The organism is Serratia sp. TMDUHS_CL (genome assembly GCF_037137105.1).
In the GTDB taxonomy this organism is placed as follows: domain Bacteria; phylum Pseudomonadota; class Gammaproteobacteria; order Enterobacterales; family Enterobacteriaceae; genus Serratia; species Serratia nevei.
Map to the genome: position 1 here is coordinate 207,941 of NZ_JBBBDV010000001.1, position 18,759 is coordinate 226,699.

The 18,759-nt window shown below is 60.0% G+C and carries 13 protein-coding genes; all 13 read left to right on the forward strand.

Annotated elements, in window-relative coordinates; genetic code table 11:
* Positions 1–126: 126 nt before the first annotated feature.
* The 13 genes from wecA (at position 127) to narJ (ending at position 18,758) form a co-directional block, all read left to right on the forward strand.
* Positions 127–1,176 (forward strand): UDP-N-acetylglucosamine--undecaprenyl-phosphate N-acetylglucosaminephosphotransferase, encoded by a 1,050-nt coding sequence (gene wecA / locus WCL58_RS01025; protein ID WP_060424063.1) that lies wholly within the window; start codon positions 127–129, stop codon positions 1,174–1,176.
* Positions 1,177–1,221: 45 nt separating this feature from the next.
* Entirely contained in the window at positions 1,222–2,355 is a 1,134-nt protein-coding gene (locus tag WCL58_RS01030; protein ID WP_060424060.1) for a polysaccharide export protein, read from the forward strand.
* 27 nt (positions 2,356–2,382) lie between these two features.
* Positions 2,383–4,563, forward strand: a complete 2,181-nt coding sequence (locus tag WCL58_RS01035) for a polysaccharide biosynthesis tyrosine autokinase (RefSeq protein ID WP_336850330.1) — start codon at positions 2,383–2,385, stop codon at positions 4,561–4,563.
* A gap of 4 nt (positions 4,564–4,567) precedes the next feature.
* On the forward strand, positions 4,568–5,866 hold the full coding sequence (locus WCL58_RS01040) for a flippase (protein WP_038876976.1): 1,299 nt from the start codon (positions 4,568–4,570) through the stop codon (positions 5,864–5,866).
* Positions 5,847–6,695 carry an ATP-grasp fold amidoligase family protein gene (locus tag WCL58_RS01045; protein ID WP_060440674.1) on the forward strand — a complete coding sequence of 283 codons (849 nt, stop codon included), beginning with the start codon at positions 5,847–5,849 and terminating at the stop codon, positions 6,693–6,695. Before WCL58_RS01040 ends, WCL58_RS01045 begins: the two co-directional genes overlap by 20 nt.
* A 6-nt stretch (positions 6,696–6,701) precedes the next feature.
* Entirely contained in the window at positions 6,702–7,856 is a 1,155-nt protein-coding gene (locus tag WCL58_RS01050; RefSeq protein ID WP_102984511.1) for a hypothetical protein, read from the forward strand.
* 3 nt (positions 7,857–7,859) lie between these two features.
* On the forward strand, positions 7,860–8,765 hold the full coding sequence (locus tag WCL58_RS01055; protein ID WP_038876980.1) for a glycosyltransferase family 2 protein: 906 nt from the start codon (positions 7,860–7,862) through the stop codon (positions 8,763–8,765).
* A gap of 1 nt (position 8,766) precedes the next feature.
* Complete coding sequence (locus WCL58_RS01060) at positions 8,767–9,822, forward strand: glycosyltransferase family 4 protein (protein ID WP_336850331.1); 1,056 nt, start codon at positions 8,767–8,769, stop codon at positions 9,820–9,822.
* Between the two features lie 7 nt (positions 9,823–9,829).
* Entirely contained in the window at positions 9,830–10,573 is a 744-nt protein-coding gene (locus tag WCL58_RS01065; RefSeq protein ID WP_060424048.1) for a glycosyltransferase family 2 protein, read from the forward strand.
* An 11-nt stretch (positions 10,574–10,584) separates the two neighbouring features.
* Complete coding sequence (locus WCL58_RS01070) at positions 10,585–12,444, forward strand: carbohydrate binding domain-containing protein (protein WP_443004959.1); 1,860 nt, start codon at positions 10,585–10,587, stop codon at positions 12,442–12,444.
* Between the two features lie 292 nt (positions 12,445–12,736).
* Positions 12,737–16,498 (forward strand): nitrate reductase subunit alpha, encoded by a 3,762-nt coding sequence (locus WCL58_RS01075; RefSeq protein WP_149571126.1) that lies wholly within the window; start codon positions 12,737–12,739, stop codon positions 16,496–16,498.
* Positions 16,495–18,039, forward strand: a complete 1,545-nt coding sequence (gene narH, locus WCL58_RS01080) for a nitrate reductase subunit beta (protein WP_336850335.1) — start codon at positions 16,495–16,497, stop codon at positions 18,037–18,039. Before WCL58_RS01075 ends, narH begins: the two co-directional genes overlap by 4 nt.
* Entirely contained in the window at positions 18,036–18,758 is a 723-nt protein-coding gene (gene narJ, locus WCL58_RS01085; protein WP_060439744.1) for a nitrate reductase molybdenum cofactor assembly chaperone, read from the forward strand. Before narH ends, narJ begins: the two co-directional genes overlap by 4 nt.
* Position 18,759: the final 1 nt, after the last annotated feature.

Below are 18,759 nucleotides of genomic sequence, written 5' to 3' on the forward strand. Positions count from 1 at the left end.
AAATCTGCATTTTTCAGGATTAATTCATGCTGACTTATATCCTGGCAGGATCAATTTTGTTTTTGTTAATAGCGCATTGGGAGCTGTAACTCAAGGGCGGTAGCGTGCTTATTCGCTGGAGGAACGATGTTATATCAACTGAGCGTGATATTTGTGCTGGCGGTCGCCTGGGTGCTTATTGCCCGCCGGGCCGCTTTGGTGGTGGGGTTGGTGGATAAGCCCAATGCGCGCAAGCAACATCTGGGGCATATTCCGCTGGTCGGCGGCATCGCCGTGTACCTGACGCTGACGCTGATGACGCTGTGGCAACCCGCCTGGCTGCCCGACAGCGCCGTCTATCTGTTGTGTGTCACGGCGCTGGTGGTGTTGGGCGTACTGGATGACCGCTTTGATCTGCCCGTGGCGCCGCGCGTCATGGTGCAGGGAGGGATCGCGCTGGCGATGATGCTGGCGGCAGGGATGCAGCTTTCCTCGCTGGGCTATGTCTGGGGCCATCAGGAAGTGATGCTCGGTTATGGCGCGCTGCTGCTTACGCCGCTGGCGGTCTGGGGGGCGATCAACGCCTACAACATGGTCGATGGCATCGATGGGCAGCTGGGCGCCTTGTCCTGCGTCACCTTCGTGGCGTTGGCCATCCTGTTCGGATTGGGCGGCCGGGAAGACCTGGCGCTGTGGTGTCTGGGTCTGATCGTCGCGCTGGCGGCTTATCTGCTGTTTAACCTGAGCCTGTTCGGTGCGCGCAACAAGATCTTTATGGGAGACGCCGGCAGCATGGTGATCGGCTTCAGCGTGCTGTGGCTGGTGTTGCTGGCGACGCAGGGGCCGCAGTCGGTGATGCGCCCGGTCACCGCGCTGTGGTTGATCGCCATTCCCCTGATGGACATGGTGACCGTGATGGTGCGCCGCCTGTTGCGCCGCCAAAGCCCCTTCAAAGCGGGCCGCGATCACTTACACCATATTTTGATGCGCCGCGGGCTCAATGCACGCCAGGCGCTGGCAATGAGCACCATGCTGGCGGTGACGCTGGCCTGCGTCGGCATTTGCAGCGAAGTGTTGAAGCTGCAGGAAAGCCTGATGCTGGTGGCGTTTCTGCTCTGTTTCTGCGGTTATTTCGCCATGCTGCGTGAACCGCGCCAGGCAACGGTACTCCGCGACAACCCCAGCGTTGGCCGATAATCCTCTCACGGGCTGCGGCAGCAGCCCGTCTATCACGGTACCTCCATGAATCTTCATTTGGCCCTTTTGATGCCGTTGGTCTGCACCTCCGCGCTGTTGAGCGGTTGTACGGTGGTCCCCGGCTCGCATTTACCGACCAGTGGAAAAGCCATCGTCGTGCAGCAGGACGACGATTTCGATTTGAATAACCAGGTACAGGTCTATCGCATGTCGCCGATGCTGCTGCAGAAAATGCGGCGCGTAGAACCGGTCGCCCGGCCGAACCCGGCGCTGGATCAGCGGTTGCAGAGTTATCAATACCGCATCGGCGTCGGCGACGTGTTGAACGTCACGGTTTGGGATCACCCCGAGTTGACCACGCCGGCCGGGCAGTACCGCAGCGCCAGTGACACCGGCAACTGGGTGCATGCGGATGGCACGATCTTTTATCCCTATATCGGGCGCGTGGCGGTGGTGGGCAAGACCGTCACCGAAGTGCGCAGCCTGATTGCCGGCCGTCTGGCGCAGTATGTGGAAAGCCCGCAGGTGGACGTCAGCATCGCCGCTTTCCGCTCGCAGAAGGCTTACGTGACCGGCGAAGTGAAAACCTCCGGCCAACAGGCGATCACCAACGTGCCGTTGACCATCCTGGACGCGATCAACGCCGCCGGCGGCCTGACGGACAACGCCGACTGGCGCAACGTGGTGCTGACCCATCAGGGCAAGGAGCGGGCTATCTCGCTGCAGGCGCTGATGCAGCGCGGCGACATCAGCCAGAACGCGCTGCTGCAGCCGGGCGACATCCTCTACATCCCGCGCAATGACGAACTGAAAGTGTTCGTGATGGGCGAGGTGGGTAAGCAAGCGACGCTGAAGATGGATCGCAGCGGCATGACCCTGACTGAAGCCCTCGGATCTTCCGAAGGGATCAGCCAGACGGTGGCGGATGCGACCGGGGTATTCGTGATCCGGCCGAGCGGCGGTAAAACGCCGCAGCGGCTGGCGACGCTGTATCAGTTCGATCTCTCCGACGCCAGCGCGCTGGCGATGGGCGCTGAATTTCAGCTGGAACCTTACGACGTCGTGTACGTCACTGCGGCGCCGGTCGCGCGCTGGAACCGTTTGATCAGCCAGCTGGTGCCGACCATCAGCAGCTTTAACGATCTCAGCGAGGCTACCTTGCGCGTGCGCAACTGGTAACTCCGCAGGGTGAATAAGGAACAGAAGATGAAAAACAATGCGCTGTCCGTGATGGTGGCCGAACAAGATGAAAAGCTGGAGTGGGAGCGCCTGATCGGGCCGCTGTGGGATAACCGTTGGCGGATCGCCGCCGTGACCGGTTTGGCCGGCGTGCTGGGTGTTGCCTACGCCCTGCTGGCCACCCCGGTATACCAGGCCACGGCGGTGGTGCAGGTGGAGAAGCAGCTGTCCGGCGATTCGCTGCTGCGTGAAACGCTGGACAGCTCGATGGGGCAAAGTTCGGCGACGGAGGATGAGGTGACGCTGGTCAAGTCACGCTACGTGCTGGGCAAAACGGTGGACGCCCTCGGCCTGACGGTGCGCGTCAGCCCGGACTATTTCCCGGTGTTCGGCAAAGGCTTTGCCCGGCTGAGCGGCGAAAAGCCGCCGGTCCTGGACATTGCCACGCTGACGACGCCGGAGGACATGCTGGACGAAACGCTGACGCTGACGGTGCGCGACGGACAGCATTACGAATTGAGCCATGACGGCGACAAACTGTTCAGCGGCGTGGTCGGGCAGCCGGTGACGCAGGGCGGTTGGAACATGACCGTCTCGGCGCTGGACGCGGCGCCGGGCGCCAGCTTTACCGTGGTCAAAGTCGCGCGTCAAAAAGCGGTGGACGATCTGCGTAAATACCTGGACGTGGTGCCGGGTGGCAAGGACAGCGGCATCATGACCTTTACGCTGCCGAGCGAAGATCCGCAGAATGCCGAGGCGATGCTGAAGAACATCACCGACAACTATCTGCAGCAGAACGTGGATCGCAAAACGGAAGAGACGCAGCGTATGCTGGCGTTCCTGCAAGAGCAGCTGCCGCAAACGCAAACCTCATTGAACAACGCCGAAACCCAGCTCAATCAATTCCGCCAGCAAAACGACTCGGTGGATCTGTCGCTGGAAGCCAAATCGGTGCTGGATACTCAGGTGCAGCTCGAGGCCCAGCTCAACGAACTGACCTTCAAGGAAGCGGAGATCTCCAAGCTCTACACCCGTGTGCACCCGGCTTACCGGGCGCTGCTGGAAAAGCGCGCCACGCTGGAGGCGGAAAAGGCGCGGCTGGGTAAACAGGTGCAAACGCTGCCGAAAATGCAGCAGGAGATCCTGCGCCTCACCCGCGACGTGCAGGTGGATCAACAGGTTTACATGCAGCTGATGAACAAGCAGCAGGAGCTGAGCATCAGCAAGGCCGGCACGGTGGGCAACGTTCGCATCATCGACGAGGCGGAAACCGCTATCCGGCCGATCAAGCCGCAAAAGGCGTTGATCGTGCTGTTGGCGCTGCTGCTGGGCGCGGCGGGCGCCGCCTCGGTCGTGCTGTTGCGCGCGGCTTTCCATCGCGGCATCAATGACATCGATACCCTGGAGAGACGGGGCATCAACGTCTACGCCACCGTGCCGCTGTCGCCGTGGCAGGTGAAGCGCAACCGCGAACAGCGTCATTTGCTGCCTAAATCCGGCGGCCGGCGTTTGCCGATCCTGGCGGTGGCCGAACCGACGGATCTGTCGGTGGAAGCGATCCGCAGCCTGCGCACCAGCCTGCATTTCGCCATGATGGAGGCCAAGAACAACATTCTGATGGTCTCCGGTGCCAGCCCGGAAAGCGGCAAGAGCTTTACCAGCACCAACCTGGCGGTGGTGGTGGCGCAGGCCGGGCAGCGGGTGCTGTTGATCGACGCCGATATGCGCAAAGGCTTCTTGCACCGCTGGCTGGCGGATGACGGGCATCAGGGCCTGTCCGACCTGCTGGTGGGCAACGTGATGGCGGAACAGGCGGTGCGGAAAACCGCCATCGCCAATCTGGACTTCGTGCCGCGCGGCCAGGTGCCGCCGAACCCGTCCGAACTGTTGATGCATCGCCGTTTCGCCGATTTTCTGCGCTGGGCCGGGCAAAACTACGATCTGGTGCTGATCGATACGCCGCCGATTCTGGCGGTGACGGATGCGGCGATCGTCGGCAATCACGCCGGCACCTCGCTGCTGGTGGTGCGTTTTGAGGTCAACACCGTCAAGCAGATCGAAACCAGCATGCGCCGTTTCGAACAGAATGGGGTGGGGATCAAGGGCGTGATCCTCAACGGCATGGTGAAGAAGGCGGCAACCGACATGAGCTACTACAACTTCGCCTACCCAAGCCATCGGGAAGATAGCCCGCAGGCAGGGGAATAAGCGGGTGAAGGCCATTATCACCAATGCCCTGTGGCTGATGCTCGAACGCGTTTCGCTCAGCCTGTCCGGCATCTTCGTCTCCATTTACGTTGCGCGCTATCTGGGGCCCGCGCAGTTTGGCGCGCTCAACTATCTGTTGGCGACGATTGCCATCGTGGTGCCACTGGTACAGTTGGGCGCCGACAGCATCATTTTCAACCGCGTCGCCCGCCGACAACCAAGCGGCATTCGCCTGATGCTGGCGTCAATACGCCTGCGCCGTTGGCTGTTCCTGGCGGTGACGCTGCCGATACTGACATGGAGCTATTTCAGCCAATCGCCCGCCAGCCAACTGATGACGCTGTTGCTGCTTGTCAGCGCCTATTTCTCGATTCAGGACGTGTACAAGATTTATTACGATGCCCGCCTGCAGTCGAAACGCAATACGCTGATCAACAACCTGGCGCTGCTGCTGTCGATCGGGCTGCGGCTGGCGCTGGTGAGCGCCGCGCTGCCGCTGGTGTGGTTCGCGGTGCCCTACATCCTCAGCAGCGCCGTCCCTTACCTGGCGCGCCTCTGGTTATTCCGTGGCGAAGCTGCGGCCTCGCCGCGGGTTACGCCGCGCCAGGCCGGGCGCTATGGCCGTTATTTGCTCAAGGTGGGCCTGCCGCTGGCCATCTCCAGCCTGTCGATAGTGATCTATACCCGCATCGATCAAATCATGCTGGGCAATCTGGTCGGCGAGCAGGCGGTAGGCTGGTTCAGTGCCGCCACCACCCTCAGCCAAGGCTGGGTGTTCGTGCCGATGGCGCTGATCACCTCGTTGATGCCGGGCATTGCCAGCTGTCGCGATCCGTTGGAGCAGGAATACCGTATCCGGGTGCTTTATCTGGTGGTCTTGGGCCTGTCGTTGCCGGTGTTGCTGGGCCTGTGGTGGTTCGCCCACCCGGCCATTGCGCTGCTGTACGGTGCCGCTTTCCAACCGGCCGCCAGCATCCTGGCCATTTGTACGCTGACCTCGCTGTTCTCGGTCATGGGGACGGTTTCGTACCGCAGCATCGTGCTGTTCGCCGGCTATCGCTTTATCGCCATCAAGATGCCGTTGGTGGCCGTGGCGAACGTGGTGATGAATCTGCTGCTGATCCCGCGCTACGGCCTGATCGGTGCGGCGGTGTCTACGCTGCTGGCGGAATTCATTTCGTTCTTCGTGCTGAACAGTTTATTCCGTGGCGGAAAAATTACCCGACTGCAGCTGACCTGTTTTTACTGCTTGCCGCGTCTTGTCAGCAAATTAAGGAGAGAACATGTTAAACATCCTGGTTAAAAACATTTCCAAACGCCTGCCCGATGCCTGGCACCATCAGGTTAAATACGCGCTCTATTTCAAGAAGCTGCCGCACCTGTCAAAACCGACCGGCTTCAGCGAAAAGATCATGCGTCGCAAAATTTATCCGCGCAGCATCTACACCACCTTGTCGGACAAGTTCAAGGTACGTGAATTTATCGCCGGTCTGTGGGGCGAGGAGTATCTGGTGGAGCTGTATGCGCATGGCACTGAGCTCAGCTACGACATGTTCAGGCAATTGCCCAACGCCTTCGTGCTGAAGGCCAACCACGGCAGCGGTTATAACCGGTTGGTGTTCGACAAGCAGCAGGTGAGCTACGCGGAGTTGTACGATCTCAGCAACGCGTGGATGCGCAGCAACTTTTACGAGCAGAGTCGCGAAAAGCATTATCTGGATATCGAACCCTGCATCATGGTGGAGCGCCTGTTGCTGGATGGCGAGCAGGTGCCGAACGATATCAAGTTTCATTGTTTTAACGACAATCATGAAATTCGCATGTTCATCCAGGTGGACTATCAGCGTTTCGGCACTCATCGGCGCGATATTTTCGATATCGACTGGAACCGCACCGAAATTCGTATCAGCTTGCCGAATGCCGACGAACCGATGCCGCGCCCTACGCGGCTGGACGAAATGACGCGTTTGGCTCGCCAGACAGCGCAGCAGTTCTCTTATGTCCGCGTGGATTTCTACCAGGTCGGCGAGAAGGTGTATTTCGGTGAGTTGACGTTTACGCCTGGCGCGGGGTTAAGCAAGCTGATGCCGAAAAACATTGAGCAGGAATGGGGCAGTTATTTTACTGAGTAAACACTTATGCAAAGAGTCGCCTCCAATTTTCAAATGCATGCCAACGCCGGTTATAATCAGTCGCGGGATTTAGTCAATCAATCCATCGTATTGACCTTTCTGCTGATGTTTTTCGTGAAAACCTTCCTGACCTCGGGATCGTTCAACAGCGAGCTGATTAATAAAACCGTGATGGGGCTTAATGGCCTGATGTTGCTCTATGTCGGTTATGCATTTTTTATCGCTACGCTGGCGGAAAAAGCGGTTGCGGGTTTTTTGGCTCTGTTGTTTCTGGTTAATATTGCCACCGGGCATGGGGATTATCTGTTTGGCGCGGTATTCAGCACGGCGGTGATCATTTTATTTCGCCGCATAGACATGGGACGTGGCGCTGAAATGTTTGCCATCGCCTTTGTGGTGGCAGGGTTGCTGATGGTCATTCCCTATAGCTTTTACACCAATGGGTTTGTTTATCTTGATGAACGTTACGGCAACAGATTAACGCTGGGTTTCGATAACCCGAATACCCTGGCGTATTATTCTTTTGCCTTGTTCGCCACGCTGCTGTGCCTGATCGACCATGCGAAACTAACGCGTGGAATGAAAAATATCGCGTCGTTGGCGGTGTCGGCGTTAATTCTCCCGGTGCTGATGTATTCCTATTCTCGCACCTGTTTTATGCTGGCGTTGTTGATGTTATTGCTGTTTTGGCTGGCGCCGCTGCTGCGTGTCGCCCCCAATAGAAAAGTCTGCATCGTGCTGACGTTGGTTATTGTCGGCTTTCAATTCGCCAGCGTTATGCTCTGGGGCAGCAATCCGGCATTGGATGTCCTCTTGAACCAGGCGTTGACCGGGCGAGTCTGGTTCTCCTGGCAGATGTTTCAGTCGGTGGGGCTACCCAACCCGCTGTTCGGCATGAATATAGAACCTTATAAACCCGTCGATTTCTTCTTCATTGCCATGTTTTATTCGGCCGGTGGCCTCGCCTCTGTCGTCATGCTTTTCTGTTATTTTCACCTGTTGGGTAACATGCGCAAGCTGAGTCGGTTCATGCGCTGGGTGGTGGTGGTTTTCCTGTTAACAACGTTGACGGAAACCTATTTTTTGGTCCCGGTATTTAACGTGTCGTTATTGTTGCTTTGCCGTGGAAAAGAAATGATAAATTCTAAATTAGAGGGTTAAGAAATGGATTTCTCGATCGTGATCCCTATTTACAATAGTGCACGCTATCTGCCTAAAACTCTGAAGCGGGTTTTCAACGCTTGCCAGGGGTTCGACTATCAGGTGATTTTGGTTGATGATTGCTCTGACGAGGATGATATTAAATATATTCGCCAGATAGCAGCAACCAATAGCAATGTGATGCTGCACGAGAAAAAAAAGAAGAGCAATGCGGCGGTATCGCGTAACTTAGGCATCAAGTTGGCGCAATCGGAGATCGTGTTTTTTCTCGATTCCGATGATTACTTCACAACCAACTATATTATCCGCCGCATGAATAAACATGAAGATCGCCATATTGATATTATCTTCGGTAACTATGCGGAGGTGAGCGGCGATTCGGTACGTGACTTCAACTTCCACTACAAATCCGGTTCTTCCGGCGAAGATTTTCTTTTTCTGGAAATGGGCGATATTCGTTCATCCACCATCAGCATACGTAAAAAAAGCGATCGCCGCTTTTTATTTCCCGAGTTCCTCAATAAGCATCAGGATTGGGGCTTTTTGGTCAATGCCACCAATTTGGGCGCGCATGTGGCGCACGACGCCGGCGGAGGGGTGTTTCTCGACGTAGGGCGCTACGGGCGCATGACGGCGAAGCTTAATCTGGAGGCCAGCGATCGCTTTATCAATACCTTCCTCAGCCCCAGCGATCGCCATATCAGCGGATTCGCCTGCAAGCACCTGCTGGCCTCGCTGTATTCGGAGAACGCCCAGGCGTTCAATTATTACTCGTCGCGCATCGTGCGGCGCAGCCTGAGCGGCAAGTTCAAGATGATCAAATGGTATGGCGATTGTCTGGCGCGGTTGGGGTTGTTCTCGGTGGGCGGCCGGCTGCTGCGCAATGTGCGCCAGGGATTCAGGAGATGATATGCAACCACGCAAGGTAATCATCGTTATCGAAAATATAGCGGGCAAGGGCGGAACTGAACGGGTCGCCAGCGGTTTGGCCAATGCGCTGGCGCGTCTGCCGGGTTACGAGGTGGCGCTGTTTTCGCTGTTTGGCGAGCGGAGCTTCTTTCCGCTGGCGAACGACGTCCGGCTGCGCTGCGGCGGCGGCGATTCGCTGTTCTGGCCATGGCGGCTGGCGATGGCCCTGCGGCGTGAACGCGCGGACGTGATCATTACCGTTTCCATGGGGAAACTGTCGGTGGTAATGACGCCTTTTCTGCGTTTGTTCTGTGCCCGCAGCCGGCTGCTGCTGAGTGAACACGTCAGCTTTCACCAGTATCCGCGCGTATTTAAGTGGTTGAAGTTGCTGGTTTACCGGCTGTGTGACCGCGTAATTTTTCTGACGCGGCAAGATAGCGACGCCATCGCCCGCTGGGTGGGGGCTGGGAAATGTCGGGTGATCGAGAACGTTTCACCGTTCGGCACGCAGGCGCCGACGCCGACGCTGCAGAAAAAGGTGGCGCTGGCGGTGGGGCGATTGAGCAATCAGAAAGGCTTCGATCGTCTGATCGCGTTGTGGCGAGGAGTGGCGGCGCAGGCGCCGGATTGGCGGCTGCTGATTATTGGCGACGGTCCGGAGCGCGACGTATTGCGGCGGCAGATTGAAGACGCCGGGTTGGAGCGGCAGGTGAACCTGCTGCCGGCCACCGCCGACGTGGCGGCCTATTATCGCCAAGCCAGCCTGTATCTGATGACTTCTCGCTATGAAGGGTTGCCGATGGTGCTGATCGAAGCCATGAGTTTCGGCCTGCCGCTGGTGGCCTACGACTGCAAGACCGGCCCGGCCGAGTTGATAGACGATGGCGTCAACGGCTATCTGGTGCCCGATGACGACGCCGCCGCCTTCAGCGAAGGGGTGATCAAACTGATGCTCGATCCGGGTTTGCGCGAGCACTTTTCTCTCGCCGCGTTAGAGAAGTCCCGTCGTTTTTCTCCCGAACGTATTTATCCCGAGTGGCAACAGCTCACCGAGTGAGGACAGAATGGAAAAGATATCCGTGATAATGCCGGCCTACAATGCGGCGCACTCTATTAAAGAGTCGATTCTAGGCGTGCTGAATCAGCGATTTACCGATTATCACCTGTATGTGATCGATGATGCGTCCACCGACGATACTGCCGAGGTGGTGCGGCCGTTTATCCACGATCGCCTCACCTACATACGCAATGAGCATAACCAGGGCGTGGCGGAAACGCGCAACATCGGCATTGAGGCGGCGAAGGGCGACTATATCGCCTTCTGCGACAGCGATGACGTATGGCTCCCCAACAAGCTGTCGCGCCAGGCGAGCATTTTGCAAACCCGCCGCTACGACGTGGTGTGTTCCCATTATTACACCTTCGAAGACGACCTGAAGTTGATCAAAAACACCCGGGGTGCGGATGAGCTTATTGGCTATCAGGACATGTTGAAAAGCAACTGGATCGGCAATCTCACCGGCATCTACAACCAGAAGCGCATCGGTAAGGTGTATCAGCAAAAAGTGGGTCATGAGGACTATTTGATGTGGCTGGCGGTGCTGCAGAAGGCGCGTAACGGCCTGGCCTACTGCATTCCCGAACCGCTGGCCTGTTACCGATTGTCTACCCATTCGCTGTCGGGCAACAAAATCCGCGCCGCGGACTGGCAATGGCGGATTTACCGTCAGCATTTGGGGCTGTCTTACCAGAAATCCTGCTATCTGTTCGCCACTTATCTGTTCAACGCCGTGGTGAAAAGGAAATGACCATGAAGGGGATGTATCAGATGGCGGCTCTGGGCTGTTGCGCCTGGTGGAGCGCTTCGGCTCTGGCGCAGAGCTGCCAACCCAATCTGTTGGCCAACCCCGGCTTTGAGCAGGGGCTTAGCGGCTGGCGTGCGCAGGGCGCACAGGCCGACGGCGATGCGCACAGCGGCCGTGGCAGTCTGCGTTATGACAATGCAGATGCCGCGCAGTACCGCACCTTCAGTCAGATGCTGCGGGTTGCGCCCGGGCAGACGATCGATTTCGGCGTCTGGCTCAAGACCCATGACGTACGCGGGCAAAGCCGCGACGGCGGCGCCGGGGTTTATCTGCAGAGCTTCGATGCGCAGGGGCGCTTTCTGGAAGGCAGCTATCCGGCAGGGGTGACCGGCGACAGCGGCTGGCGGCAGGTGAGCGCCAGCTATACCGTGCCGCCGCAGGCGGCGCGAGTCACTTTTGGCGTCTATCTGCGCAAGGGGAGCACCGGTACCGCCTGGTTTGACGACGCCTATGCGTGTGCTCGAGCGTCTACGCCGGCGTTGTATCAGCTCGGCGCGTCGGCGCAGGGGAAGGTCGACACGCTGTTGGTCACTCCGCAGCCGCAGCGTTTGCAAGTCGACAGCGAATTGCTCAATGCCGAGGGGCAGGTTGTTCACAGTAGCCGCGACCGTTATCAGGTTGAAGGGCAGCGCCGGATCGAATACCCACTGCCGACCGGCCTGGCCCAGGGGGAATATCGCCTGCGTCAGCAGGTCACCGGGCAGCAATCCCAACCGGCACAGGGCAGCGAGCTGTCTTTTCGCGTCGGGCAGCCTGCGGCCAAAGTGGCGATCGACAGCGAAGGCTTTACCGTGCGCGATGGTCAACGGCTTTTCCCGTTGGGTATTTACGCCAACGTGGCTACCGATGAGCATTTGGCGCGCATCGCATCGGCGGGATTCAACACGGTGCTGAATTATGATTATGGGGAGAAGAAAGATCCTTACGCCTTTTTCCGCAACGCACGCCAGCGCGGGCTGCTGGTGATTTACTCCGTCAAAGATCAGTACCGCGGCAGCCGCTTCGCGCCGCCCGCGCGCGGTGGCGATTACGCGGCGCTGACGGCCTGGTACGTGCAGCGCTTGCGCTCTCAGCCCAACCTACTCGCCTGGTACATCAACGATGAGCTGGGGCCGGAATATCTCGATAAGATCGAGGAAAAAAACCTGCAAATAAAGCAGCTTGACGGCGATCATCCCACCTTCCAGGTGTTGAACAAAACCGGGGAGTTGGACGCTCACTTCAACAGCAGCGACATTTTGGCGACCGACCCTTACCCGGTGGGGAACGATAGCGATCTGACGCGCACCACGCGTTATACCGAACTCACGGTGCAGGCCGCCCGCCAGGCGCGCGGGGCCTGGGTGGTGATGCAAATCATGGATCACGCCGCTTATGACGCCCGCCGTAAGCCACATCCGCCGTCAGAGGCGGAAATCCGCAACCAGGCCTGGCAGGCGTTGATCGGCGGCGCCAAGGGGCTGTTGTTTTATTCCTATACCGATCTGTTTTACAAGCGCAAAACCGGCCGCTTCGACCAACGGGAGTTTGACGCCACCTGGCGCGGTGTGGCTGCCGTGTCGCAGCAAATCGCCGCTTTCACCCCTTATCTGCTGACGGGAAAATCGACGCCGCTGGCGGGAAGCGATCCGCAAATGCCGGCGCGGATGTTTATTCTGGGCGATCGCGCCTTGCTGCTGGTAGCCAATCCTTACTATCGAGAGGGAAGCACCCGGTTGCGCCTTCCGGCGGGCTGGCGGCAGCAGGAAGGGGGGGCGGAGATCGCGCTGGCGTTGCCCGCCGTGGGTACCGCGACGCTGTGGCTCCAGCGCTGAATGCGTCGAGTTAACGTCACGCGGGAGGTCTCTCCCGCGTCCTACCCCCAAATACCCCGCCTTGCCTCCCTTCCGCCAGTCTTTGTCATGACAGCCTCTTTTATTCATTTAAATTCAACCGATTAACATCACCTCCCGCACCTATACTTTGGTGGTATTTCTCACCCGATACGCGCGTCGCCTCCCGCTTTCTCTTGATCGCAATCAATTTGCTGCCGGTTGGCCGTCAGTAGGCTGGCGGCAGATTGAGCATGTCTTCTTATAACGACAAGAGCCTTCAGGAGCATTCCGGATGAGCAAATTTTTAGACCGTTTCCGCTATTTCAAGCAGTTGGCGGAGCCTTTTTCTGGCGAGCACGGCCAGACCTTGAACACCAACCGCGACTGGGAAGACGGCTATCGCAGCCGTTGGCAGCACGACAAAGTGGTGCGTTCCACCCACGGCGTGAACTGTACCGGTTCCTGCAGTTGGAAGATCTACGTGAAGAATGGCCTGGTGACCTGGGAAACCCAGCAAACCGACTACCCGCGCACCCGGCCCGATCTGCCCAATCATGAACCGCGCGGCTGCCCGCGCGGCGCCAGCTACTCCTGGTACCTGTACAGCGCCAACCGGCTGAAATACCCGCTGATGCGCAAGCGTCTGCTCAAGCTGTGGCGCGAGGCGAAAGCGCAGCACAGCGATCCGGTCGCGGCCTGGGGCTCTATCGTCGGCGATGCGGAAAAAGCCAAAAGCTACAAGGTGGCGCGCGGCCGCGGCGGCTTCGTCCGCTCCAGCTGGCAGGAGGTCAATGAACTGATCGCCGCCGCCAACGTCTATACCGCCAAAACCTTCGGCCCGGACCGTATCATCGGCTTCTCGCCGATCCCGGCGATGTCGATGGTATCCTACGCCGCCGGCGCCCGCTACCTGTCGCTGATCGGCGGCGCCTGCCTGAGCTTCTACGACTGGTATTGCGATCTGCCGCCGGCCTCGCCGATGACCTGGGGCGAGCAGACCGACGTGCCGGAATCCGCCGACTGGTACAACTCCTCCTACATTATCGCCTGGGGCTCCAACGTGCCGCAGACGCGCACCCCGGACGCCCACTTCTTTACCGAAGTGCGTTACAAGGGCACCAAAACCGTGGCGGTGACGCCGGACTACGCCGAAGTCGCCAAGCTGTGCGACCACTGGCTGAATCCGAAGCAGGGCACCGACAGCGCGATGGCGCTGGCGATGGGCCACGTGATGCTGAAAGAGTTCCATCTCGATCGCGAAGTCGGCTACTTCCGCGACTACGTGCGCCGCTATACCGACATGCCGATGCTGGTGCTGCTGGAAGCGCGTGAAGGCGGCCATTACGCCGCCGGCCGCCTGCTGCGCGCTGCCGATCTGGTGGACGGGCTGGGCCAGGAAAACAACCCCGAGTGGAAAACCGTCGCTATCGACAGCCGCAGCGGCGATCTGGTGGCGCCGCAGGGCTCCATTGGCTTCCGCTGGGGCGAGAAGGGCAAGTGGAACCTGGAACAGCGCGAGGGCAAGTCGCAACAGGAAGTCGAGCTGCAGCTCAGCCTGTTGGGCATGCATGACGACGTGGCCGAGGTGGGCTTCCCGTACTTCGGCGGCGCCGACAGCGAGCATTTCAACAGCGTGGCGCTGGACGAGATCCTGCTGCACAAGCTGCCGGTGAAACGCCTGCAGCTGGCGGACGGCAGCGAAGCGCTGGTGACCAGCGTGTATGACCTGCAGCTTGCCAATTACGGTCTGGAACGCGGGCTGGGCGACGCCAACTGCGCCGCCGACTATGACGAGGTCAAGGCCTACAGCCCGGCCTGGGCCGAGCAGATCACCGGCGTGTCGCGTCACAACATCATTCGCATTGCCCGCGAGTTCGCGGAAAACGCCGAGAAGACCCACGGCCGTTCGATGATCATCGTCGGCGCCGGCGTCAACCACTGGTACCACATGGACATGACCTACCGCGGCCTGATCAATATGCTGATCTTCTGCGGTTGCGTCGGCCAGAGCGGCGGCGGCTGGGCGCACTACGTCGGCCAGGAAAAACTGCGGCCGCAAACCGGCTGGCTGCCGCTGGCGTTCGGCCTCGACTGGCAGCGCCCGCCGCGCCACATGAACAGCACCTCGTTCTTCTACAACCATTCCAGCCAATGGCGCTATGAAACCGTCGGCACCGACGAGCTGCTGTCGCCGCTGGCGGACAAGTCGCGCTTCGGCGGCAGCCTGATCGACTTCAACGTGCGCGCCGAGCGCATGGGCTGGCTGCCGTCGGCGCCGCAGCTGGGCACCAACCCGCTGCGCCTGGCGGAGCAGGCCCGTGCGGCCGGTCAGTCGCCGGTCGAGTTCACCGTCGATAGCCTGAAAAACGGCACGCTGGGCTTCGCCGCCGAGCAGCCGGACAATCCGCAGAATTTCCCGCGCAACCTGTTTGTCTGGCGCTCCAACCTGCTGGGCTCCTCCGGCAAGGGCCATGAGTACATGCTCAAATACCTGTTGGGCACCGAAAACGGCATTCAGGGGAAAGATCTCGGCCAGCAGGGCGGCGTGAAGCCGCAGGAAGTGGAATGGCGCGAGCAGGGCGGCGAAGGCAAGCTGGATCTGGTGGTGACGCTCGATTTCCGCATGTCGAGCACCTGCCTGTACTCCGACGTGGTGCTGCCGACCGCCACCTGGTACGAAAAAGACGACATGAACACCTCCGACATGCACCCGTTCATCCATCCGCTGTCGGCGGCGGTCGATCCGGCCTGGGATTCGAAGAGCGACTGGGAGATCTACAAGGGCATCGCCAAGGCCTTCTCCGAGGTGTGCGTCGGCCATCTGGGCCAGGAAACCGACGTGGTGACCCTGCCTATCCAGCACGATTCCGCCGCCGAACTGGCGCAGCCTTACGGCGTGCAGGACTGGAAGAAAGGCGAGTGCGATCTGATCCCGGGCAAAACCGCGCCGCACATCATCGCGGTGGAACGCGATTACCCGGCCACCTACGAGCGCTTCACCTCGCTGGGGCCGCTGCTGGACAAACTGGGCAACGGCGGCAAGGGCATCAGCTGGAACACCCAAACCGAGGTCGACTTCCTCAAGCAGCTTAACTACGTCAAGGCCGACGGCCCGGCGGCGGGGCGGCCGAAGATTGAGAGTGCAATAGACGCGGCGGAAGTGATCCTGTCGCTGGCGCCGGAAACCAACGGCCAGGTGGCGGTAAAAGCCTGGGAGGCCCTGAGCAACGTCACCGGCCGCGATCACCGGCATCTGGCGCTGAACAAGGAAGACGAGAAAATTCGCTTCCGCGACATTCAGGCGCAGCCGCGCAAAATCATCTCCAGCCCGACCTGGTCCGGTCTGGAAGACGAACACGTTTCCTACAACGCCTGTTACACCAACGTGCATGAGCTGATCCCGTGGCGCACTATCAGCGGCCGTCAACAGCTGTATCAGGACCACGAGTGGATGCGCGCCTTCGGAGAAAGCCTGCTGGTATACCGGCCGCCGATCGACACCCGCGCCGCCCAGCCGCTGCTCAACAGCAAGCCGAACGGCAACAAGGAGAAGGCGCTGAACTTCCTGACGCCGCACCAGAAGTGGGGCATTCACTCCACCTACAGCGACAACCTGTTGATGCTGACGCTGTCGCGCGGCGGCCCGATCGTCTGGCTGAGCGAAGACGACGCCAAAGATCTGGGCATCGCGGACAACGACTGGATCGAGGCCTTCAACGCCAACGGCGCGCTGACGGCGCGCGCGGTGGTCAGCCAGCGTATCCCGGCCGGTATGACCATGATGTACCACGCGCAGGAGCGCATCGTGAATCTGCCGGGTTCGGAGATCACCAGCCAGCGTGGCGGCATCCACAACTCGGTGACCCGAGCCTGTCCGAAGCCGACCCACATGATCGGCGGCTATGCGCAGCTGGCCTACGGCTTCAACTACTACGGCACCGTCGGCTCCAACCGCGACGAGTTCGTGGTGGTGCGCAAGATGAACCGCATTGATTGGTTGGACGACGAAGGCAACGACTACGCGCAGGGCAGTCAGCAGGAGAACAGCAAATGAAAATTCGTTCGCAAGTCGGCATGGTGCTGAATCTGGACAAGTGCATCGGTTGCCACACCTGTTCGGTCACCTGCAAAAACGTCTGGACCAGCCGTGAAGGTATGGAATACGCCTGGTTCAATAACGTGGAAAGCAAGCCCGGCGTCGGGTATCCGCACGCCTGGGAAGATCAGGAAAAATGGAAGGGCGGCTGGATACGTAAAATCAACGGCAAGCTGGAACCGCGCATGGGCAACCGCGTCGGCGTGCTGGCGAAAATCTTCGCCAACCCGGACGTGCCGGCGCTGGACGACTACTACGAGCCGTTCGATTACGACTACCAGCATCTGCATACCGCCAAACAGGGCAAGTACCAGCCGGTGGCTCGCCCGCGCTCGCTGATCACCGGCCAGCGCATGAACAAGATCGAAAGCGGCCCTAACTGGGAGGAGATCCTCGGCGGGGAGTTCGAAAAACGCTCGCAGGACAAGAATTTCGACAACCTGCAGAAGGCGATGTACGGCCAGTTCGAAAACACCTTCATGATGTACCTGCCGCGCCTGTGCGAACACTGCCTCAACCCGGCCTGCGTCGCCACCTGCCCGAGCGGGGCGATCTACAAGCGCGGCGAAGACGGCATTGTGCTGATCGACCAGGACAAGTGCCGCGGCTGGCGCATGTGCCTGACCGGCTGTCCGTACAAGAAAATCTACTTCAACTGGAAGAGCGGCAAGTCCGAGAAGTGCATCTTCTGCTACCCGCGCATCGAAGCCGGGCAGCCGACGGTGTGTTCGGAGACCTGCGTCGGCCGCATTCGCTACCTCGGCGTGCTGCTGTACGATGCCGACCGCATCGAGCAGGCGGCGGCGGTGGAGAACGACAAGGATCTGTACCAGAGCCAGCTCGATATCTTCCTCGATCCGCATGATCCAAAGGTGATTGCTCAGGCGCTGGCGGACGGCGTGCCGCAGGGCGTCATTGAAGCCGCCCAGCAGTCGCCGGTGTACAAAATGGCGATGGACTGGAAGCTGGCGCTGCCGCTGCACCCGGAATACCGCACGCTGCCGATGGTGTGGTACGTGCCGCCGTTGTCGCCGATTCAGTCCGCCGCCGACGCCGGCGAGCTGGCGCACAGCGGCGTGTTGCCGGACGTCGAGAGCCTGCGCATTCCGGTGCAGTATCTGGCGAACCTGCTGACCGCCGGCGATACCGAACCGGTGCTGCTGGCGCTGAAGCGCATGCTGGCGATGCGCCACTACAAGCGGGCGGAAACCGTCGACGGCGTGGTGGACACCAGTGCGCTGGAGCAGGTTGGGTTGAGCGAAACGCAGGCGCAGGAGATGTACCGCTACCTGGCGATCGCCAACTATGAAGATCGCTTCGTGGTGCCGTCGAGCCATCGCGAGCTGGCGCGCGAAGCCTTCCCGGAAAGCAAAGGCTGCGGTTTCAGTTTCGGCGACGGCTGCCACGGCAGCGACGGCAAGTTCAACCTGTTCAACAGCCGCCGTATCGACGCCATCGACGTGACCGCGAAAACCGCGCGGCCGGAGGATGCCTCATGATCAGCCTGAAAGTGATCGCCCGCCTGCTGGATTACCCGGAGCAGGTCCTGTTTGACCATCAGCAGGCGCTCATCGAAGCGCTGGAGCCGGCCAGCGAGCTGGATCTGCACCACAGCGCGCAGCTGATTCTGTTTATCCGCCGCCTGTGCGCCCGCCCGCTGCTGGACGTGCAGGCCGACTATTGCGAGCTGTTCGATCGCGGCCGCGCCACCTCGCTGCTGCTGTTTGAGCACGTGCACGGCGAGTCGCGCGATCGCGGCCAGGCGATGGTTGACCTGATGGCGCAGTACCGCGCCGCCGGGCTGGAGATCGACAGCCGCGAGCTGCCGGATTTCCTGCCGCTGTATCTGGAGTATCTGGCCAGCCGCAGTGCGGCGCAGGCGCGTGAAGGGCTGCAGGACATCGCGCCGATCCTGGCGCTGCTGGGCGCGCGCCTGCAACAGCGTGAAAGCCCGTATGCGGTGCTGTTCGATCTGCTGCTGGCGCTGTCCGGCAGCGAGGTGCAGGCCCAGACGCTGGAGCCCCAGGTGGCGCAAGAGGCACGTGACGATACGCCGCAGGCGCTGGATGCGGTGTGGGAAGAGGAGCAGGTCAAGTTTCTCGGCGAACAGGGCTGCGCCTCCGCCCAGCAGACGGCGCACCAGCGGCGCTTCGCCGGCGCGGTGGCACCACAGTATCTGGACCTGACGGATGCGTTAACCGGAACCAAAGGACGCTAAT